Annotated in this window: 15 protein-coding genes and 2 pseudogenes; 13 read left to right on the top strand and 4 right to left on the bottom strand. The window is 45.0% G+C overall.

What is annotated here, in order from left to right:
* The first annotated feature begins 18 nt into the window (after positions 1 to 18).
* From BST96_RS00145 to BST96_RS00135, 3 genes are read left to right on the top strand one after another with little or no spacing between them, the layout of a single operon-like run.
* Positions 19 to 8,055 carry an FG-GAP-like repeat-containing protein gene (locus BST96_RS00145; protein WP_169713849.1) on the top strand — a complete coding sequence of 2,679 codons (8,037 nt, stop codon included), beginning with the start codon at positions 19 to 21 and terminating at the stop codon, positions 8,053 to 8,055.
* Positions 8,034 to 9,788 (top strand): RHS repeat domain-containing protein, encoded by a 1,755-nt coding sequence (locus BST96_RS00140; protein WP_085756747.1) that lies wholly within the window; start codon positions 8,034 to 8,036, stop codon positions 9,786 to 9,788. The genes BST96_RS00145 and BST96_RS00140 overlap by 22 nt, the downstream gene beginning before the upstream one ends.
* Complete coding sequence (locus tag BST96_RS00135) at positions 9,757 to 10,257, top strand: hypothetical protein (protein ID WP_085756746.1); 501 nt, start codon at positions 9,757 to 9,759, stop codon at positions 10,255 to 10,257. The genes BST96_RS00140 and BST96_RS00135 overlap by 32 nt, the downstream gene beginning before the upstream one ends.
* Before the next feature lie 144 nt (positions 10,258 to 10,401).
* Here the strand turns inward: BST96_RS00135 and BST96_RS00130 are convergent, their stop codons facing one another.
* The gene (locus BST96_RS00130) at positions 10,402 to 10,875 is read right to left on the bottom strand and encodes a hypothetical protein (protein WP_085756745.1); all 474 of its coding nucleotides are present in this window, start codon (positions 10,873 to 10,875) and stop codon (positions 10,402 to 10,404) included.
* 417 nt (positions 10,876 to 11,292) lie between these two features.
* Positions 11,293 to 12,267: a transposase gene (locus BST96_RS00125; RefSeq protein ID WP_085756744.1), complete on the bottom strand. Its 975-nt coding sequence runs from the start codon at positions 12,265 to 12,267 to the stop codon at positions 11,293 to 11,295.
* A gap of 182 nt (positions 12,268 to 12,449) precedes the next feature.
* Here BST96_RS00125 and BST96_RS00120 point away from each other — a divergent pair, with 182 nt between their 5' ends.
* The 9 genes and pseudogenes from BST96_RS00120 to BST96_RS00080 all read left to right on the top strand — a co-directional run bounded on the left by BST96_RS00120 (position 12,450) and on the right by BST96_RS00080 (position 19,092).
* The gene (locus tag BST96_RS00120; RefSeq protein ID WP_157117796.1) at positions 12,450 to 12,791 is read left to right on the top strand and encodes a hypothetical protein; all 342 of its coding nucleotides are present in this window, start codon (positions 12,450 to 12,452) and stop codon (positions 12,789 to 12,791) included.
* A 65-nt stretch (positions 12,792 to 12,856) separates the two neighbouring features.
* Entirely contained in the window at positions 12,857 to 13,162 is a 306-nt protein-coding gene (locus BST96_RS00115) for a hypothetical protein (protein ID WP_085756742.1), read from the top strand.
* Positions 13,163 to 13,398: 236 nt separating this feature from the next.
* Complete coding sequence (locus BST96_RS00110) at positions 13,399 to 13,872, top strand: DUF2846 domain-containing protein (RefSeq protein WP_157117795.1); 474 nt, start codon at positions 13,399 to 13,401, stop codon at positions 13,870 to 13,872.
* 9 nt (positions 13,873 to 13,881) lie between these two features.
* Positions 13,882 to 14,370: a DUF2846 domain-containing protein gene (locus BST96_RS00105; RefSeq protein WP_085756741.1), complete on the top strand. Its 489-nt coding sequence runs from the start codon at positions 13,882 to 13,884 to the stop codon at positions 14,368 to 14,370.
* 113 nt (positions 14,371 to 14,483) lie between these two features.
* Positions 14,484 to 15,014: a hypothetical protein gene (locus tag BST96_RS00100; protein ID WP_085756740.1), complete on the top strand. Its 531-nt coding sequence runs from the start codon at positions 14,484 to 14,486 to the stop codon at positions 15,012 to 15,014.
* Positions 15,015 to 15,494: 480 nt separating this feature from the next.
* On the top strand, positions 15,495 to 16,028 hold the full coding sequence (locus BST96_RS00095; protein ID WP_085756739.1) for a hypothetical protein: 534 nt from the start codon (positions 15,495 to 15,497) through the stop codon (positions 16,026 to 16,028).
* Between the two features lie 116 nt (positions 16,029 to 16,144).
* Positions 16,145 to 16,420, top strand: a pseudogene (locus BST96_RS00090) (transposase); the annotation flags it as partial.
* 222 nt (positions 16,421 to 16,642) lie between these two features.
* The gene (locus tag BST96_RS21415; protein ID WP_420814637.1) at positions 16,643 to 16,843 is read left to right on the top strand and encodes a hypothetical protein; all 201 of its coding nucleotides are present in this window, start codon (positions 16,643 to 16,645) and stop codon (positions 16,841 to 16,843) included.
* A gap of 740 nt (positions 16,844 to 17,583) precedes the next feature.
* On the top strand, positions 17,584 to 19,092 hold the full coding sequence (locus BST96_RS00080; protein WP_085756736.1) for a hypothetical protein: 1,509 nt from the start codon (positions 17,584 to 17,586) through the stop codon (positions 19,090 to 19,092).
* A 433-nt stretch (positions 19,093 to 19,525) separates the two neighbouring features.
* Here BST96_RS00080 and BST96_RS00075 read toward each other — a convergent pair whose 3' ends face one another.
* Positions 19,526 to 20,500 carry a transposase gene (locus tag BST96_RS00075; protein WP_085756735.1) on the bottom strand — a complete coding sequence of 325 codons (975 nt, stop codon included), beginning with the start codon at positions 20,498 to 20,500 and terminating at the stop codon, positions 19,526 to 19,528.
* A 99-nt stretch (positions 20,501 to 20,599) separates the two neighbouring features.
* Positions 20,600 to 20,698: pseudogene (locus BST96_RS20825) on the bottom strand (transposase); the annotation flags it as partial.
* Between the two features lie 366 nt (positions 20,699 to 21,064).
* Between BST96_RS20825 and BST96_RS00070 the strand changes: the two are divergent.
* Complete coding sequence (locus BST96_RS00070) at positions 21,065 to 21,874, top strand: hypothetical protein (RefSeq protein WP_085756734.1); 810 nt, start codon at positions 21,065 to 21,067, stop codon at positions 21,872 to 21,874.
* Positions 21,875 to 22,088 lie beyond the last annotated feature (214 nt).

Here is a 22,088-nt window from a genome sequence, read left to right as displayed (position 1 = left end):
GTAAAGCGAGTGTATTGTATGAAAAATCCAGTCAAATTCTTGATGGGTTTACTCTTTCTTCTATCCTCTTTGACCGTGCAGGCTGAACAGGTCTGTGAGCCCATTCCGTTTAATCCTTATTTTTATTGTTATGAAACCGATCCGCCACCGGCACCCTCCAGCATCAGTTCATCCAGCAGCAATGTCACTCACGCCTATTCAGGGTCGTGGACCATTAGCTGGCCTGCCGCATCAACCGCCACTTATTATGAGTTGCGAGAAAAGTTTAATAGCAGTGAAGAAGTTAAAGTCTATACAGGAGCAAACCGCAGTTTTCAGGTACAAGGAAAAACACTGGCAGGTACCTACAAATACCGTGTGCGCGCCTGTAACCAGGCCGGTTGCAGCAATGATACCAGCTATAAAACCGTTAGCTTAACCATTGGTTCTCCCACCACCTTGGCCTTTGACAATATCGACGCAAACTTCAGGGACCGGGATGGAGCATATACCGTTAAATGGGCGGCCAAAACACCGGTTATGGGTGTTTACCGTTTAGAGCAAAAAGTTGGCACTAGTGAGTCATGGAGCAATGAGCGTAATGCCTACACCTATACCTCAAAACCCTATAGCGAAAAAAGCAATGGTGACTACGAGTACCGTATGCGCTGGATTTTTAACTTTAATTTAGGCTCGATGGGCGGTTGGATTTATGTAGACCAAAAGGAAATACCCCAAAAAATTACCGTCAGGCATCCGCCGCCAAAACCGAATACGCCTACCTTAACTAATCAAGATGGTTATTCAGACCTGAACTTTAATATCAGCTGGAACGCAGTAGGCGGCAATGTCAATTATTACCAACTGATTCGCCGCAAAGCAAACTACGGCACGAGTACTTGGAGCGGGTGGACCTGGTTTACCTTTACGCGGCCTTCAGCCTCCGGACCAATACCGACTAGCCATGCAGAAAGCAATCTTGCTGATGGTCATTATCAATATTATGTCAGGTCCTGTAATAACTATAGCTTTTGCGGCGACTGGTCTGCTGCTCGCACAGTCAATGTGTTAAGAAAACCCGGCACCATTGGCACTTTCTGGATCGAGGGTAAAACCGCCAATACCGACCCGACCTATGCCCCCAAATGGAATCCGTCGAGCGGCAGAATAACCTACTACAAACTCTACCGACGTACCGCCAGTTACGGTTCTTCCAGTTATTCGGGTTACAGTAATTTTGTAAACCCCACAGCGACCAGCCAAACAGAAAGCAATAAGGCTGATGGCCATTACCAATACTATGTGCGCGCCTGTAATGAGGCCGGTTGCTCCGGCAACTCTGTGGTGAGAACCGCAACCGTACTCAGAAAACCCGGCCCACCGGGCAAGCCAACCTTTACCGCAAAAGCCAATAACGCCGATCCCCATTTTGTTGTTAACTGGACAGCCAGCAGTGGCATCAGCAATAACTACCGCGTTTTTTACCGCCGCGCTAACTATACAACAGGCACACCAAGCTATTCTGGCAGTTGGACGCCTAGCGCGTTGTTACCCACGAGCCCCCGTACCCTTAACCAGAGCCGGACCACCGATGGTCATTACCAGTATTTTATCCGTGCCTACAACGATAGCGGCTGGGTCAATAGTGCTTATGCTTATACCACTATTTTAAAAAAACCAGGCGTGCCCGGTGGGGTTACCTTTAGTGGCAACAGCCATGGCATCAGGGATATAGATGGCAACTATAGCGTTCACTGGGGTGTGGCCACCGGTACAGTGGCGCGCTATCAGTTATTGCGAAAAAATGCCGCTTACGCAAGCTCAACTTACAGTACTTGGAGTACAGTCTATAACGGAGCTAATAGGAGTTTTACAGAAACCAATAAACCAGACGGCCACTATAAATATCTGGTAAGAGCTTGTAATGCCGATAATGTGTGTAGCGCCTATACCCCAGAAAAACGGCAGGATGTACTTCGCACCCCGGCCAAGCCGACCCATATCTCAGGGCCGGCGGATTCTGATGGCCGCTTTGTATTAAGCATTGGCTACGGCACAGGCTATATCACCAGCTACAAAATCCAGGACTCCGTAAATGGTGGCAGCAGCTGGCGTAATAAAGAAACGGGCAGCGGCAAACCCACCTCATTGTCATTAACCCGTCAGGCCTACGATGCCAACGGCAACCCACAGGAAAATTATATATTCCGCATTGCCGCCTGTAATGCCAGTGGCTGTAGTGCTTATAGCGCCAGCAGCAACAACGTCCATGTAAACCCGCCAGGCACGCCCGATGCTATCAGCCTTGCCAACGTCTCACACAATACGGCCGATGCCGATGGCAACTTCCGCCTGCAATGGTCAGCAGTCACCGTTTCTGGTGTGCACTATACGGTAGAAGAAAAGCGGGGGAGTGGAGCTTGGTCAACCCTTGCCACCCGCGTTAACAACCCCTACCTCAACCTGACAAAAACCGTTGAAGACCTCTACAACTACCGCGTAACCGCTTGTCTTGATGTGGTTGGCTGTGGTGATACCACCAATACCGTCACTGTGCGCGTTGCCTTTATGCCGGGTGTTGTGGCGCAACCCACAATCAGCAGCAGCCATAGCAGTACCACCGCCAATACCAGTATCAACGGCAGCTTTAGCCTTAACTGGCTAAAACCCAGCGGTACCGTAACCCACTACAAACTGTATAAAAACAACAGTGAAATACACAGCCAACTAAGCACCACCAGCAAGGCGTTTAATAACCAGCCAGATGGCAACCCCAGCTATAAAGTGCAAGCCTGCAACCACGCTGTCTGCTCAAACAACAGCAGCGCGCGGCAAATACAACTGCTGCGCACACCGGGTATACCGCAAGTGCAGGGGCCATCGACCAGCGATGGCAGCGGCAGCTTTAACTTAAACTGGGCGGCACCCAGCGGCAGTGTTAGCCACTACGAAACTCGTCAGGGCAATGCAGCCTGGCAAGATAACGGCAACAGCCGAACACTTATGCTAAACAACCTCGATGATGGCAGTTACAGCTATACCGTGAGAGCCTGTAATAGCTTGAGTTGCAGTGCGGCAAGCACCGCCAAGGCTGTCACCGTATACAACGCACCCAGTGCCCCCGGTGATATCCACGGCCCCCTCTCATCGAATAATGGCAACTTTAATGTAAGTTGGGCAGCGGCCACGGGTAACGTGAGCGAATACCAATTGGAACAACAAATCGACGACGGCCTGTGGCAAACCATTCAAACCAGCAGCGCCACCTCCGCCAGCTTTAGCAATAAAGATAATGGCAATTACCGCTATCAGGTGACAGCTTGCAACGGCCCCAACTGCGGCAGCGCTACACCGGTACATGAGGTGCAAGTACTAAAACCCGAGCCGATAGCAGCCAACCCGCTTGATAGCGTATCGGCTTATAGCGTACCCGGCAGTGATAGCGGTATCGGTGCCACCGGCGGCAGCCATGAAGTGTCCAGCGATGGCAGCGCCAACTACAGCATTTCCATTCCCGCCGCAGGAGGGCGGGGCGGTTTAACGCCACAATTATCACTGGCCTATAACAGCAACGGCGGCAATACCGAGCTGGGAGTGGGTTGGAATATTGGCGGCCTGAGCTTAATTCATCGTTGCAGCAGCAACTACGCTTTGGACGGTGAAGTGAATGGCGTTAATTTTGATAATAACGACAAGCTGTGTATGGATGGTCAGCGTTTGGTAAGTACCAGCGGAGCCTACGGTGCCAATGGAACAGAGTACCGCACACTGCGTAATAGCTTTTCAAAAATAGAATCCATTGGCGTGGAAGGCACACTGGCCAGTACCGATGGCAGTGGCAGTGATAATGGCTTTAGGGTACATACCCGTGATGGCCGCATACTCTATTTAGGCACTACCCCCGACTCGCGATTATCACGCAGCATTACCACCGAGCACTGCATCAACTCCGTGCCCATTAACTTTGATCTAATCGGCGGTATCGGTACTGGAGAAATATGCACCGAGTATGAAAGCACCACGGCAACCCAAACCTACCAATGGATGGTCAGCCGTATTGAAGACCGCCAGGGCAATAGCATCCACTTCGATTATGATAACGATGACAGCACCGGCGAGCAGCGTTTAAGCGAAGTGCGCTATAACGATAACCTGCACCGTATTGGTTTTGAGTGGGAAGAGCGCAGCGATAAAAGCCAAGCCTATTTTGCTGGCGCACTGTTAAACCAATCGCAGCGCCTTAGTAAAGTTGTTAGTTATAGTGATAGCACGGCACTGCGCTCATTGCATATCGATTACCAGCACGGCGGTAGCACTCAGCATTCTAAAATCGAACAGATAACAGAATGCCCCGGTGCTAGCCTTGGCAGCGAATGCTTAAGCCCAACCACCTTTGACTGGCAACTAGGCCAGGCGGGCTATAGCAACCAGCCCAGCAATATCAGCAGCTTTAACTACAATGAAAACCGCGTGCCCTGGGCCATGGATATCAATGGCGATGGTTACTCCGATATTATTTCCAATGCCGATAGCACTTGGAAAGTAGCACTGGGCAGTGCTGATACCCTGTCTGACTGGCATATCACCTCAACCGCGATTACCGGCGAAGACAGAAGCTACGCCTTAAGCCTGCGTTATAACAATGACCTGCGGGATGACTTATTAGTTGAACGTCATGGTTATTGGTATGTGCTATTAGCCGATGCTGGCAGCCCCAACTTTTTACCCGCGCAAAATACCGGCATCCCCAATACCGGCTATAAAAAACAACCGAAGATTATGGATATCAACGGCGATGGTCGCGGTGACCTGGTTTACCGCGGCAGCAATGGTCATTGGTTCTATCGCCTGATGACCGATAGCGGTTTTGCTGGCGCTAACGATACCGGCCTAAGCTCCTACGGTGATACCGCCCGTGGCAATACCCTGACCATGGATGTCAACGGCGATGGCCTGCAAGATTTACTGGTGCCATTAAGCAGCTACTACCTGGCCTATATCTCAACCGGCAGCGGTTTCCGGGAGGTGCCAACAACCTTATCGGGTGTGGATAGAGAGCGCGGCGCCAAACCCATTGACCTGAATGGTGATGGGCTGACGGATTTATTATTCCGCAATAGCAGCAGCCAAATTGTCTATGTATTAAATACCGGTGATGGCTTTACTGCCAGAACCACTGTGCCCGGCATTACCGCCAATAACTCCGAATGGAAGCGTGGCCGCAACCTGGACTACAACGCCGATGGCCGCAGCGAGTTATGGCTGAAAAATAAATTGATTGCCATGGATAATACCGGCACGGTGAGTGCGATCGATGCCAGCGCGCATATCAGCGGCACCTTGCCCGCCAACCGCCATGCCGTCGTGCTCGACTATAACGGCGACAGCCTGGATGATGTGGTGGTACTGGGCAGCGGCAGCGGGCAAAACTACCGCTACACCCATAACGGCCAGCGGCCCGACTACCTGACGTCGATCACCAACGGCTTTGGCGTTGAAACCACCTTTAGTTACCGCGGTTTACATGAAAGCGGTGCCGCCGGTTTCTACCAGCAAAACGGTGACAGTACTTATCCGCTATTGGCAGAAAACAGCACCGTCTATGCCGTAGAACAATTAACCCAAAGTGATGGTATTGGTGGTGCCCATAGCACCAACTACAAGTACGAGGGCCTGCGTACCCATATTGCGGGTTTGGGTAGCCTCGGCTTCCAGTTGATGACCACAATCAATAACGACACCGGTATCCGCACCGAAGTCAGTTATAGCCATGACTATAGCAACCACAAACAGGGCACAGTAACCGAAGTAAAAACCATTGCGCCTAACAACGCCGTACTGAGCTTGACCCGCAACCACTGGGCAACAAAATGGCAGGATCAAAGTGCCCCCGGTATTGAAGGGCAGCTTCACCATATAGACCTGAGTCAAACCACTGTCATTAAAAAGGATTTAAACGATGCCTTCTTGCATAGAGAAGTGAACGACTACAGCTACGATAACTATAGCAACCCCCTGACCTTAACCAGCCGTGTATATAACGCTGAAACCGGTGGCGCCGTCATGCGCACCAGCGTCACCACCAATAGCTGGAAAACCCCAGACACCACTAACTGGTTGCTAGGTTTGCTTAGCCGCGCCGAAGTTGAAGTAACCGACCATAGCCAAAGTGCGCCACCGCTAAAACGCATTAGCACCTTTGAATACCATAGCAGCACCGGCCGCAAACTGGCCGAGCAAATCCTTAACCCGCAAGGCGGTGCCGTGCTGCATGAAACTCGCTACGGTGAAGATATCAATGGCACACTGCAACAAGACAGCTTTGGCAACTTGTTGGCCACCACCATCAAAGGCCCGGACTTTGCCGACCGCAGCCAAAGCGTTGTTTATGACAGTGCCTATGGTTTATATCCGATCCAAAGCCGCGATGCGCAAAATAACCTGACGCAACACAACTACTACGGTGCCAATGAATTTGGCAGCGGTGCCTACCCCGGTAAATTGCGTTTAAGCACCGCACCTAACGGCCTGCAAACTTTCTATAAATACGATAGCCTTGGCCGCCCCAGTGAAACCATTAGCGCCTACGGTACCGCTGCGGCAGTGTCTAGCTATAGCATCTTCCGTGATTGCGATAGCAGTTGCCCAAACAATGGCAATGCCGCCTATCTACATACCACCTATACCGAAGGTGGTACGCCCGTACATAAAGCAATAGATAAACTGGGCCGCACCTTGCGCACCATCAGTCTGGCCATGGATGGCAGGGAAGTGAGGGTAGATAGCGAGTTTGATCACCTTGGCCATAATGTAGGGGTGAGCGAGCCGTACTTTGCGGGCGGTAATATTCTGTTTAATGAGATTGACTACGATATTCTCGGTCGTCCTGTTAGCTCAACAGAAACCAGTGATAGGGAAGATACCGTAGAGCATAATGGTTTGGTGAGCATATCCCGTATCGACATTTACGGTAAAAACCAACGCAAAGTAGAAACTCGCGATGCCTTAAATAATCTGCTGGCAGTCACCGACAATAACAACCAGACCATTAGCTACCACTACGATAGCCTGGGCCGCCAAACCGAAGTACTGGACCCCAGCGGCAATAGCACCACTATTACCTACAATGCTCTTGGCCATAAAACGGCAATGAGCGACCCTGACAAAGGCAACTGGTCATACACCTATAACGGCCTTGGCCAACTCATCACCCAAACCAACGCCAAAGGTGAAACCACCTGTATGGCCTATGACACATTGGGCAGAATGGTAAAACGGGTAGATAACTACACCGGCAGCAAAGCCACCAGCCTTGGTCAAAACGCCCAAGCCAACCAGCAATGCAGTGGCAATGGTGGAGACGTTAGCACTTGGACCTATAACAGCACTGGCAATGGTTTAGGCCAGTTAGCCAGCGCCAGTAGCCCCGAGTACTTTGAGTCACATGGCTACGATAGCTTAGGCCGCGCAACGCAAACCACAACCGTCATAAAAGGTGAAAGCTTTACCGTTAACACCAGCTACGATAACTACAGCCGCCCCGATGTGCTGAGCTACCCCAGCTCCAGTGGCAGCCATGCGCGCCTGGAAGTTAAACAGCGCTATAACAACCTGGGCTATAACACCGGCACCTATAACTTAGACGGCAGTATTCTCTATAGCCGCCCCGAGGCGATAGATGCCAGAGGGAATATCACCACACAGCTACATGGTAATAGTGTTACCACCGATAAAGTCTATAACCAGACTACCGGCTATCTGGAAAGTATTGGCAGCCATAGTTTGCTGGAACTGGTAAGCGGTGACCCTGCGGTGCAGGACATTACCGTGGACTTTGATCTGGTGGGTAATCTGGTTTACCGCAGTGATGCGGCGATAGGGTTTTATGAGTCTTATACCTATGACAACTTAAATCGCCTAAGCGATGCCTGGAGTGATTATGGCAGCGGCAGCAGCCAGCACACTGAAGTGGAATACGATGCGCTGGGCAATATAACCTATAAAAGCCGAGTGGGGCCTATACCTATGGCACCCAAGAAGCAGGATGCAATCGAGTGTCTGGCCCCCACGCAGTAACGGCGATAAATACCTCAAGAACCGGCGACTTAAAAACCGCGACCTATTGTTATGACGCCAACGGCAATATGACCAGTGGCGATGGCAGAACCTTAAGCTATACCGCTTTCGACAAACCTGACTTTATTCAAAAGGGCAGCAACACCGTTGAAATGGTTTATGGCATTAATCGTCAGTTGATTCACAGAAGGGATATCAATGTTGTTAATAGCAGCACCAATGATAGTGATACTTATTTGGTGGGTGGTATTTATGAGCGTGTAATCAACCATACAGGAAGTAAGGAAGGTAAGGTTGAAGAGCGGCATTATGTGGGTAATGCGATTGTTACTTATAGCCATGATAAGGATGGTAATAGCTTAAGAAACCCCAATGACCAGAGAAGGCGTTATACGCATACGGATCACCTTGGCAGTATTACAGCGATTACGGATGAGCTTGGGCGGGTGGTTGAACGGCTTAGCTTTGATGCTTGGGGTAAGAGAAGGGCGGTGCAGAGTGAGACGTTGCAGCAGTTGCTGGTGGTTGATCCGGGGAATTTTATTGGTGATCCGCTTGATCTGAAAAGTCAGTTTACGGATAGGGGCTTTACTGGGCATCAGCAGTTGGATGGGGTTGGTGTTATTCATATGAAAGGGCGGATTTATGATGCGGAATTAGGGCGATTCCTTCAGGCTGATCCTTTTATACAAGATCGAACTAACCTTCAGGCTTTGAATCGGTATTCTTATGTTGAGAATAATCCGCTGTCATATACAGACCCTAGTGGGTACTTCTTGAAGAAGTTGTTTAATAAATTTAAAAACTATGTCACAAAAATGCATAAGGCAATCTGGAAGCCAGTAAAGAAAGCCTTGCAGCAAATTGGCAGAGCTTTTGCTGAAGTTCCTGGTCTGTCGGCGATTATTACGGCCGGTGTTTGTGTAACTATGCCAGCATCGTGCCCGATGATGCTAAAGATCATGGCGGGGTTGAATGCAGCAATAACTATTGCAAATGGAGGTACTATAGGTGAAGCTGCCGTAGGTTTTGCCATATCAGTTGCCAGCTTTGGTATGCCGGGAGCGGAAACGCTAGGAGGGCTTGCTGGATTTATGGCTGATGCGGGGGTGAATACTGTCGCAGCGGTTATGTTGACGAGTGGAATAGCAACTAAGGCGCAGGGTGGCAAGTTTATAGATGGGGTGAAGGGAGCTGCGATTGGTATGGCTATAGGTGCTGCCGTCAAGTGGGCTATGACTCCTGCATCGCAACCGCCTGCTAATGCTGATACATCAACTGGTACAGAGGGAGATGGATCAACCAGTTTTGATGACGCGAAAAAAACTCTTAGCGACAATGGGTTGGTCCCTGAGGATGTTTTAAATAATCCTGATATTGTGAAAAATCGCACTAATGAATATGGTTTGTTTAAAAACGGTAAATCCCGTGGTGTATTAAGCATGGATGAAGTTAAGACCTTGGAGGCTGATGGCTGGATTCAGATTGAAGGCTCGGCAAGTAAAGGTGGAGCTATAAATATCTTTAAACAAGCAACCTATGCTGGGCACGAATCACACACAGGTTTATTTGGCCGAAATTTAACAGGGCAGCAAAATCTAGTGCAGACGATATATCATGAGTATCAACACCATTTAGGCATTCCGTCTCATGGTAGTAATAGTAATAGCTTCCAATGGCAGCGTTGGGGAAGGAGAGAGGGTGAAGCACTTAATCCAGTTTTTAATCGCTAGCTTAGTATTTGTTTTTTCTTCGGGCTGCTCTGCTAGTTCGGAGAAAGACGATTTTACCTATCAAGGTAGCAAAAATGATCTTCATAGATTGTTTGAACTTGATGAGAGATTTCTATCTGATGGTCTGATTACTTTGCGCTTTAATCGTCAGGGGATAACCCTAAAAGATATTAACCAAAAGCAGTGCTTAATAAGTGTGTATATGCGGTATCTTGTTGATGATGTTGGTTATGCACTATCCTCGAAATCCTACTTTAATGATCAAGATGGATTTACCTTTGAGATTATTGATAAGAAACTTCGATATAGCGGAAGCATTTACTTATCATTCAATATAGAAAAAGGTGGCTGCGTATTAGATGATGAATATAGTTACTCAAAGAGCTATTTCTTTAAGAAAGGAATTTTGTTAAAAAAAACAATAAGGACAGACGCCGATAAAAGGAGTATACGGATATCTGGCCCATAACTATGAAGTTAAAACGTTTCATACAATATGTTGATTGAGAAAAATTGGTTTATAGAAAAACAGGCCAAAAGACGGTTTTGGAGGTATAGAGAAACATCAAGTACAGAAAGACTTGATAGAAAAAGTGGGTGGACTAATTAGTAGCTAGGCCGTAGTGGACTTCGTGCCGGGTCGCCTTCGCCCAAAGCGGTGTCGATGCAAAGCTTCAAACCGTGTGGCGCTACTGAGCCAGGTTTTATGATTAACCGAAAGGCGTTTAAGAATGTTTGGTAGGTGGCTGGGAATAGCGCCCCGTTTGTTTAAAGCAATAGTCCGCCCAGTCCAGTCAACTAACTCAAGATAATCGGTAAAGCTGAATAAAAGACCTTCCTGATTATCGTTGGTGATATTGCCTTCAAAGGGGAGTAGGGGTTTTAATGCATGATTAAATTCCAGCAAATCTTCGCTGTCAGTTTGAGAGTGTATGGCTTGCTGGAGATCAAATTGGGGTTTTATGCGCTCTTGAATAGCTGTGTAGTCAGAGTCTTCGGGTGTTTGGGCCATGGCAGCCCTTACAGGGTTAAGGTCGACATAGGCCATGCAGGATAAAAGGGCTTCATCAGTTAACAGTGAAAACAAGAAGGACAGACGCCGATAAAAGGAGTATACGGATATCTGGCCCATAACTATGAAGTTAAAACGTTTTATACAATATGTTGATTGAGAAAAATTGGTTTATAGAAAGAAAACAAGAAGGACAGACGCCGATAAAAGGAGTATACGGATATCTGGCCCATAACTATGAAGTTAAAACGTTTTATACAATATGTTGATTGAGAAAAATTGGTTTATAGAAAGAAAACAAGAAGGACAGACGCCGATAAAAGGAGTATACGGATATCTGGCCCATAACTATGAAGTTAAAACGTTTTATACAATATGTTGATTGAGAAAAATTGGTTTATAGAAAAACAGGCCAAAAGACGGTTTTGGAGGTATAGAGAAACATCAAGTACAGAAAGACTTGATAGAAAAAGTGGGTGGACTAATTAGTAGCTAGGCCGTAGTGGACTTCGTGCCGGGTCGCCTTCGCCCAAAGCGGTGTCGATGTAAAGCTTCAAACCGTGTGGCGCTACTGAGCCAGGTTTTATGATTAACCGAAAGGCGTTTAAGAATGTTTGGTAGGTGGCTGGGAATAGCGCCCCGTTTGTTTAAAGCAATAGCCCGCCCAGTCCAGTCAACTAACTCAAGATAATCGGTAAAGCTGAATAAAAGACCTTCCTGATTATCGTTGGTGATATTGCCTTCAAAGGGGAGTAGGGGTTTTAATGCATGATTAAATTCCAGCAAATCTTCGCTGTCAGTTTGAGAGTGTATGGCTTGCTGGAGATCAAATTGGGGTTTTATGCGCTCTTGAATAGCTGTGTAGTCAGAGTCTTCGGGTGTTTGGGCCATGGCAGCCCTTACAGGGTTAAGGTCGACATAGGCCATGCAGGATAAAAGGGCTTCATCAGTTAACAGGGCTTGGGATTTAAACCGCCCCTCCCAGAAGTGCCCAGTGCATTGATCTTCAAGGTTGGCTTTACGGGCAATAGGTTGGTTAAGGCATTTCATAAACCAACTCAGGTCAGCGAGGCGTTTACGCCAGAGGGTAATGATCTCAGAGACCGTATCCAGTTCAGGTTTTGAAAGTGCTATGCCGGCATTGAAGCGTTGAACCAGTAATGGGCCTTTGAATAACGATAGCCATCGGTCAATAACTTCTTGATCTGTAAGGCGGTTAACCTGATCGGGATTAAGTTTAACGACAAGATGATAGTGGTTGCTCATAACGGCATAGCTACATAGATCGACGGCAAAGAGAGAGGAGAGTAGTCGAATGCGATCAACAATCCATTGCCGTCGGTGCTCGTAGCTTTTACCGGAGTGATGGTCAACACCACAGAGATAGGAGCGTCGAACGCAGCGTGAAACGATATGGTAGTAGGGGGTATCGGTAATAGAGACTAAAGTCTTCCTTGGTTGAGTCATCATTGAGTCCTTTCAATAGTGAGTGTTGTGAATCGTAATCTTGGTGGGGATTGGTGTCAATTGTTGGGTGTCTGTCCTTGGTTTTTTGAATGTGCCTGGAATGTTTGTGGCAGCTCCTGTAACGGTGGCAGCTTTATTGGATGGTATGCCTTCAGTAGCTTTGGCGATAGATGAAGAAGTATATGAAAAAAATAAGAGATGATGTTATGAGAGTAATGCTATTACTTTGCTTGGTTTTTGCTGTTTCTTGCTCGCAGGTTGTTGGTATGAAGCAGCATCAGGAGTCGTTAATAGGTGAGGATATAGAGGTTGTAAGAAATTTGTATGTAAAACCTTATAGAGCCATAGCTGAAAAACCTGGAAAAACTAAGGTTTACAGCTGGAATGAAAAATTAACACCTATCAGTGATGGTAATAAATTGTACTCTTATGAAAATCCATATAGAGAATGTACTATATATTGGGTTGTAGATAAGAGTGACGTTATAACGAAAGGCTATTTTGAAGGCTCGGAGTGTAGATAAGTGCTAAATGGTCATCCGCCTATCGCGATAAGTGTAGATGATGAACTATTGATGAGGAGAGAAAATTGAATGCTAGATTAGTTATTTTAATACTTTGTGTCTTGAGTGTTGCGGGATGTGTCTCACAGGTCGTTTCGTTTAAAGATTATGTTGAAGGGTGGAAGGGGGAGGATATATCTAAATATATAGAGGTTCGGGAACGTCCACACCTGGATAGGTCTAAATATAAGGGCGAAGAAAATGTAGAAAATTTGAGTAATGGGAATAAGGTTTATCAATTTCCTTATCCAAAGTGCCCTGTTTACTTTGAGGTTAATAGTAATGGTGTGATTATTGATATAACAACACCTGATGGTAAAGACTGCTATTAATTTGCTTAGTAAAAAATAGTAATAAAATATTAGTAAGGTCAGGGTGAACCTACTTCGGTTTGACGCACATTCCAGATCAAATGGGATCAGAGTCATTGGGAATTCCGGGGACAGTTTACTTAATTAATCATGTCTATACGGAGATAAGTAAACTGTCCCCCGAACTCGTCCCCCCGAACTCCCGGAAAGATTAGGCAGGTCTGACTTTCCTTATGGTCAATAAATAGGAGTTATTTGTGATAGAAAAGCGATTTTTGGTTTTAGTGTTAACGATTCTATTTGTTGGTTGTGCGGCTACGGTGCCAATGGAAGGTAAGGAGTTAGAGCTTGCGGCGAAGGCATTCCCGGCGCCGGCTGAGGGTTTATCTGGATTGTATATCTATAGGTCAGGTGTTTTAGGTAAAGCCTTAAAAAAGAATATTTGGCTTGATGGAGAATGTGTCGGCGAGTCTGCTCCAGATACATTTTTCTATCTTGAAGTGGGTGGAGATGAGTTACACAAAATAACTACAGAGTCTGAGTTTTCACCAAGTCATCTATTTTTTAATGCATCAAGCGGAAGGAACTATTTTGTAGAGCAGGAAATTATGTTGGGTGTTTTTGTAGGAGGAGCAAGACTGGCTCTTACAGACGAGGTAGAAGGGGAGAGAAGGGTGTCAAAATTGGCATTGGCAAAAAGCGGAACCTGTAGTGTCGAATATGAGGAATAAAAAGGGGTTATGATGAAATTTGTAAAATTATTTTTTCTTGTTGGAATAATGGTGTTGGGTGGCTGTGCTGCGTCTGGTCCAGTATTTGTGAAGCCTGAATCAGTGCCTGCTGAAAAGTCATTGGTTTATTTTTATCGTGAGATGGGGTTTGTTGCTTCAGCAGTCTGTTTTACGATATTTATTGATGGTAGAGAAATAGGATGTTTGAAAGTTGGGGGTTATCTTCGTGCTGAGGTAGATCCAGGGGAGAGTATTATTGTCGCCTCATATAAGGATGGCGATGAAAGAGTACAGCCTTTGTCGTTGCAGAAAAATTTTCAGCAGGGTGAAGTATATTATTATGAGTATGTTTCAACCTTGTATTCAGTTGGTGATATGGATGGTGGGGTTTCTAGGAATGAGTACACTATCCCGGTTATGCCTTTTTCAAATGGGTTGATTCCAAGGACTGAAAGTGAGGCGCTTCAAGAAGTTAGTAAGTTAAAAGAGTCCATTTGAAAAGATAAGGAGGCTGCAAGAAAACCAGGAGGGGGTAACTTGTACTTTTTTCCCAGTTGTGACTTTGCCTAGGTTAGGCCCAATTTTTCCACAAAATATGATGAGGAGTTAATATGAGAGGCTGTTTCTTACTATTATTTATTGCAAGCTTGATAGGGTGTGCCGCTAGTGGTCCAAAATTTTCGGAGCAAAAATTTGATAAAAATCCAGAGTATTCTGAAATATTTATTTTTAGAGAAAATCAGTTTGCAGATGGTGGTACTTGCTATGAAATGAGAGTTGATGAAAAAGGAATAGGGGTTTTAGCTAATGGTGGTTTTTTAAGATATGAAATGCTCCCAGGGTCCCATAAGCTTGCAGTTCCTATGGTGGATAATAATCAAATAGCACTTAGGTTTGATTCAAATAAGGATCAAGCGACATATATACAGCTACATCCGGCATTAAATAAGTCAAACGTAATACCTGCCTCTGAAATCATAGCGGAAAGCACGGATTTTAATTATTCAGGTTTGGGGTTGGCCTTAAGGTTTAATTATGCCCTTGCTCAAGTTACGGAAGCCTATGCACTTGAGCGGTTGGGGGCTTTGGCTGATTCGTCCGTGAATCCATCCTGTATGGCTACTTTAAGAATTGATCAATAAATAGATCAGTTAGGTTGCTATTAAAAAGGAGTAAATGTAATTGAAACATCAACACAAAACGAATGATCACTTAGTTCCGAATAAAATTGTTAAAATTGCTTTATATATTACGTTCACCTTTACCCTAGGTTGCATGCCGTTCACCGCAAATGCAGCAATAGTTTTAGATCAAAGCCATCTTCCACCGGCGCAAACAAAAACAATAAGGACAGACGCCGATAAAAGGAGTATACGGATATCTGGCCCATAACTATGAAGTTAAAACGTTTCATACAATATGTTGATTGAGAAAAATTGGTTTATAAACTATAGGGACAGGCACTCATATGAAGGTTGGATATTTGAACTTATTAATGAGTGTCTGTCCTCCATTCAGTATTAAAGGGGGCGGAGGGATTTAAAAGTAACCAACCCCCTTTATGTGTTCAGCAAGCAATTAAGATTATAGTAGTATAGGACTAAAGTAGTTAAGGAGTTGTAATGCATATTATTATCGGTTTAATTACAGCAGTCGCGGGATTAATTTGGGCGCTGCATAGTTTACAGAATGCTGGTGTTGATCTTAATGCTTTTAACCCCTTCACTTGGGTTAGACGAAGAAAGTGGGAAAAGCAATTAGGTGTAAAACCGATGCATGGTCTCACTGAAACAATGGAAGCTGCCGCATTGTTAGTCGTGGGTGTGGTTAATGTTGAAGGTGATATCACCCGTGACACCAAAATGGATATTCTTAAGCTCTTTGAGAATGAGTTTGGTATTAAAAGAAATCGTTCATTAGAACTCTTCTCGTCATCGACTCATTTCCTCAAAGACGTTATTAATCTCGATGCAGAAGTTAAGCATGTCCTAGCACCAAGTAAATCCGGTTTTCAAGAGTCTCACGTTACTAAGCTTGTCGGTATGATGCAGCATGTCGCTGGTTTAGAGGGTGAGCCTTCTGAGCAACAAAAAGCTATAGTTCAGGCTGTACAATCTGAATTTAATATCCACGTAGAAAAATCAACAAACTGGTAAAGAAAACTATAGGGACAGGCTGAACATGCCCCGGTTTGACGCATGCTCCTAAATGGGGACAATAGCCCCGAAGGAGTGTCAAAATGGCCAGAAAGAAATGAGAAACTTATAGCCCAGAATTTAAGCGAGAAACAGTGCGCTTGTTACGCCAAGGCAATAAAGAAGTCTCACAGTTAGCGCTTGAATTGGGTGTAGCCAGCAACAAGCTTTATCGCTGGAAAGATGAGATAGGCCAGCATGGCGATAATGCTTTCCCCGGCCCTGGTGTTCGTAAACGAACGACGTCAACTAAAGGCGCAACGCAGGGATTAGAAGCAAAGGTGAAGCGGCTCCGGGAAGATAACGAAATCCTAAAAAAGGCAGCCATCTACTTCGCGCGCGAACTGGAATAAGGTTTGCCTTTGTTGCAGAACAAAGCCGTTATTATCCAGTGAGCCGTTTGTGTGAGGTGATGAAGGTATCGAGGCGCGGTTACTACTCATGGCTTAACCGGCCAGCATTTGCTCGCTCGATGGCTGACGCCCAGCTACCGGAATCGATCAAGCGAGTGTTTTGTGCTCACAGGCAAAGTGTATGGTGCTCCAAGGGTGCATCGCGCCTAGCGTGATGAGGGTATATCTTGCGGGCTTAATCGCGTGGCGCGTTTAATGCGTGAGGCTGGTTTACAGCCAAAGAGCTATCGCAAGTTTCGAGTGACAACAGATTCACGTAGAAGCTATAAGCCTGCCAGAAATCTTTTGGATAGAGCGTTTAGAATTGTTGGGTGTCTGTCCTTGGTTTTTCTTTGCTGGGAATTCCACTCTGACTCCCGTTGATCGTACGGTTTGACTCGCGCAAAAACTGATAATCTAGCTTTTTTTATTTATAGTTTCCTCTTTTATTTGATTTTCTCAACTCAAAAAACACGCTCCGTGATCAATCTGTTAGTTTTCCCTATTTTTATTAAAAAATACATTTTTTTTCATAAAAGAGGTGGGGATTTTGCTCTCTAAAGTGTCTTATGTATTTAGTGTAAAGAATAGAAGTTTTGGAAATTACACTGGTAAATAAATTTTTCCGTTTTTAAGTAATGGAGTGATCGATAGCATATAACGCTATTGTTATCTCTTGTTGGTTTGGATGGTAAGAGTTACTAATAGGGGGGGGCATCAAGGTCGATGCATGAAAATATCCTGTTTGCCTTTCTATAGTTTATTTCGTTGTTTGTTAGTCCCGATAGTTGGGGTAAATATAGAACATTTCATAAGTTATGGGGAATATTAATGAATAGAATAAATAATCTGGCTTGTATCCTGATAATCACAATGTTGCAAGCTTGTGGTGGGAGTGGAGGTGGGTCGTCGTCGAAGCCTCCTGTCCCTGAAGAGCCAGTAGTGAGTACTGGTGTTTTTCTAGATAGTCCGGTTGCGGGCTTGTATTTTGAAACTGAAACACAGGCCGGTACAACTAATGACGCCGGTGAGTTTACGTATATTGAAGGTGAGACTGTTGCATTCTCATTGGGGGTATTGAACTTGGTAGTGCCGTTGGCGGAGAAGAAGTTACTCCTTTAGATTTGCTGGGCGCAGAAAATATTGAAGATGCAATCGAAAAAGGTTTGGGCGACCAGCTAACCAATATTTTGATGTTTCTCCAGTCTCTTGACCGTGATCATAACCCTGACAATGGTATTGATCTGGGTGATTTGGATGCGGCTTTGGCTGATATGAATTTGGATTTTGACCAGGAATCGCAGTTGTTTATAGAGTCAGAATACAAGCAGTTGGTTAACGAAAATGGTGGTGTTTATATTACTGCGGATCAGGCACAGAGACATTTCGCTGGATCATTGGGTGTGGGCTTCTCATTGGAACTACCAGCGGTGGACTCTATTGATAATGGCATTGATGGTAGCGTTGATCATGTAGCAACCTATGTATACAACGAAGATGGCCGTTTGATAGAAATAAGCGAAGCACCTGGCGTTGGTTTAGACCCTATAGAAAAAAACTTTCTTGATTATGACTCTGAAGGTCGTTTGATTGAGCTGGTATATGATGATCTGGAAAATGATGATCTTCATCTAACAAGAACTTATGCTTATGAGAATAATGGTCGGTTAAGCACTATTGAAGAGAGGGATGCTGAGAATACTCTGCTTGCAGAGCGTAGTTGGACCTATGATTCGGTAGGTAATGTTTTAACTGAGCAGACTCTGGTTACTGAGGCCGGTTATATGGTTTATGATATTTTGCAAACATCATACGATGTGCTATTTAATCTCGAGCCCTATAAGCCTGGTGTTGAACTCGAGCGAACTTTAGGGTCAATATTTCAAGATGAAAATTTCGAATTTGAGATAACTAGTTCAACTTCATTGCAAAGATATGAGTACGAAGAAAATGGCCGTTTAGCGAGCGCCAACGAATTGTTTGAGTACGAAATAGTTCAGAGTAATACTGCTATTGAGTTGGTTGCTTCTTCAAATACAATTTATGAGAAAGGCCTTCCACTGACTATTTCTTCTACAGTCGATGTGCGTTATTTGGAGATAGATGATGGCTTTAGTAGTGAAACAGATATAGCGGTAAATTATTCAGAAGGTGGAGATGTACTATCCTGCGATATTGAGGTTACCGGGTCGCTCTTTCGAATGCTTTCTGTAAGTTATCTGCAAGGAGAAATGGAAGTTTACAGTTGTGGTGATGTAGGTATTGATGAAACTATTGTAACTAAGGACGAGAATGGTCATGTTACTGATGTAATTTACATTGATCGATCCAGCACATTTTCTACAGAAAAGTATAAACAAAATATCAGCTACGACAATGGCCGGGTTGTGCAGGTTGTGGTAAAGCAAGACAGTATTTTGGGTGTAGGCCAAGTTGGTATAGTTGATCAAATAAGTATCGATAATTTGTTAGGCGATGATATTGATTCTGAATTTGTCGAAGTGGTTTCAACAAAAATACTTTCTCGAGAGTATGATTATACAGAATCAGGTAAGCTGTCTTATGTTGAAGAGATATATGATGACCATAGTACAGCTTTACAGAGAGAGTATCAGTCAGTTGAAATAAGGTAGTTGGAGAAACTATAAAGAAGAAAGGATCAATGGGGTCAGAGTCATTGAAATAGTCAAAATGGAGAAATGTTCAATTGTTGGGTGCATATCCCAAGAAGTACAGTGGAGATGGTCGCTCTAAAGGCTGGGATCAATGACTCTGATCCCATTGTCCCCATTTTGGAGGGCGCAAAATGATGCTGCGAGTGCTGCTTTATAAGAAGGTGTGGAGGCGTTATCTCGGTCCACATTAAAGCAAACAAGAAGGACAGACGCCGATAAAAGGAGTATACGGATATCTGGCCCATAACTATGAAGTTAAAACGTTTTATACAATATGTTGATTGAGAAAAATTGGTTTATAGAAAAACAGGCCAAAAGACGGTTTTGGAGGTATAGAGAAACATCAAGTACAGAAAGACTTGATAAAAAAAGTGGGTGGACTAATTAGTAGCTAGGCCGTAGTGGACTTCGTGCCGGGTCGCCTTCGCCCAAAGCGGTGTCGATGCAAAGCTTCAAACCGTGTGGCGCTACTGAGCCAGGTTTTATGATTAACCGAAAGGCGTTTAAGAATGTTTGGTAGGTGGCTGGGAATAGCGCCCCGTTTGTTTAAAGCAATAGCCCGCCCAGTCCAGTCAACTAACTCAAGATAATCGGTAAAGCTGAATAAAAGACCTTCCTGATTATCGTTGGTGATATTGCCTTCAAAGGGGAGTAGGGGTTTTAATGCATGATTAAATTCCAGCAAATCTTCGCTGTCAGTTTGAGAGTGTATGGCTTGCTGGAGATCAAATTGGGGTTTTATGCGCTCTTGAATAGCTGTGTAGTCAGAGTCTTCGGGTGTTTGGGCCATGGCAGCCCTTACAGGGTTAAGGTCGACATAGGCCATGCAGGATAAAAGGGCTTCATCAGTTAACAGGGCTTGGGATTTAAACCGCCCCTCCCAGAAGTGCCCAGTGCATTGATCTTCAAGGTTGGCTTTACGGGCAATAGGTTGGTTAAGGCATTTCATAAACCAACTCAGGTCAGCGAGGCGTTTACGCCAGAGGGTAATGATCTCTGAGACCGTATCCAGTTCAGGTTTTGAAAGTGCTATGCCGGCATTGAAGCGTTGAACCAGTAATGGGCCTTTGAATAACGATAGCCATCGGTCAATAACTTCTTGATCTGTAAGGCGGTTAACCTGATCGGGATTAAGTTTAACGACAAGATGATAGTGGTTGCTCATAACGGCATAGCTACATAGATCGACGGCAAAGAGAGAGGAGAGTAGTCGAATGCGATCAACGATCCATTGCCGTCGGTGCTCGTAGCTTTTACCGGAGTGATGGTCAACACCACAGAGATAGGAGCGCCGAACGCAGCGTGAAACGATATGGTAGTAGGGGGTATCGGCAATAGAGACTAAAGTCTTCCTTGGTTGAGTCATCATTGAGTCCTTTCAATAGTGAGTGTTGTGAATCGTAATCTTGGTAGGGGTTGGAGTCAACTATTGGGTGTCTGTCCTTGGTTTTCTTCCGGAGTGATGGTCAACACCACAGAGATAGGAGCGCCGAACGCAGCGTGAAACGATATGGTAGTAGGGGGTATCGGCAATAGAGACTAAAGTCTTCCTTGGTTGAGTCATCATTGAGTCCTTTCAATAGTGAGTGTTGTGAATCGTAATCTTGGTAGGGGTTGGAGTCAACTATTGGGTGTCTGTCCTTGGTTTTTTGTCCTTGGTTTTCTTGCTTGGTTTTCTTGGTTTTGGTTTTCCTTCCTTGGAATAAGTGTTGTTAATAGTTTTTTATTCTCCAATAAAGCACCTATTGAAAATTTAATCACTCTCCGTGATTGATTCATATTATTCTATCGTTTTTTCGTAAAAATATACGATATAAATGATTTGTTAGGTGGGGATTTTTCATTCTCAAGTGTCTTAATAGGATGTTCATCTTGAATGAGCAGGAAATTATTCAAAAGATCTATAAGGCCGATTAGCGAGGGATTCCGTATGACAAAGAAAAAATCTGTAATATATAGCTTATTGATACTCAGTATTTCATGGTTGACAGCTTGTGGTGGTGGGGGCGGTGGTTCATCAAGTTCCAGTGTGGTTGAGGATATAGTGGAAGATCCGGTGATTGAACGTAGTAGCGTTTTAGGTGATTGGCAATTAACTGACTTTGCCCCTGAGTGTGACGAGTTTTTTTTATTTGGTAACAATGACAGCTTACTCATAGCTTCTGATCAGGAGTTAGTTCTGGCTTCTTATACTGTTTTTGAGAACCCTGATGGCAGGGATGAGTTAGAGATTCTCGTGGAGTTTGATAATGGTCTTCAAGATTGCGAGGGTGATAATACAGATGATACCGGTTTGTTTTTGGGAGGTATTTATGTTGAGTTCAACGGGGCTACCATGACATTTTATGATGCCCCTCAAGGCGGAGAGTTATTAGCAACCTTTGAATACTTTGGGCAGAGGCTTGAAGAGCTAGTATCACCCAATAATGCACTCAGCGTTGTTAGCATTGACCCTTCTTCAGCACCTGAAGATGTGTTGACGCAGTTTACAGTAACCGTTTCCTATGATGTTTCTGAAGACCTGCAAATACGATCAGGATTTAACGATATTTATCTCCAGAGTTTTTCACCGCAAAACCCTATAGATTTAACAGCTGGAGATTCTGGGGAGGTAAGTTTTGTTGTAGAGGGAACCCCATATGATTGGGGAGAGGGGAATATCTACTATTTATCCGTTGGCTTGTATAGGTCTAATCAAAGTGTTGCTAATGTGATACGAGAGATAGAGCTCACCGAGTAGTCAGTTGGTTTTATAAGATATTGATGATCAGGCACCGGCAAAAATTGTTTGGTGTCTGAACTGCTCTTCGTTTCAGCTAACTTCCAAAACAACGTAATAGAACGTGGGCATCTTCCCGCCTCCCGGTTAAACCCTGGTAAGGCCAGTTAAAAAACACGCTCCGTGATTAAGTGGACAATTAACTGCTTTTTTATAGAATTTTTTCATTCACAGG

The sequence above is a fragment of the Oceanicoccus sagamiensis genome, from assembly GCF_002117105.1.
Taxonomy (GTDB): Bacteria; Pseudomonadota; Gammaproteobacteria; order Pseudomonadales; family Dasaniaceae; genus Oceanicoccus; species Oceanicoccus sagamiensis.
This window is presented reverse-complemented; position numbering and strand designations above follow the sequence as displayed.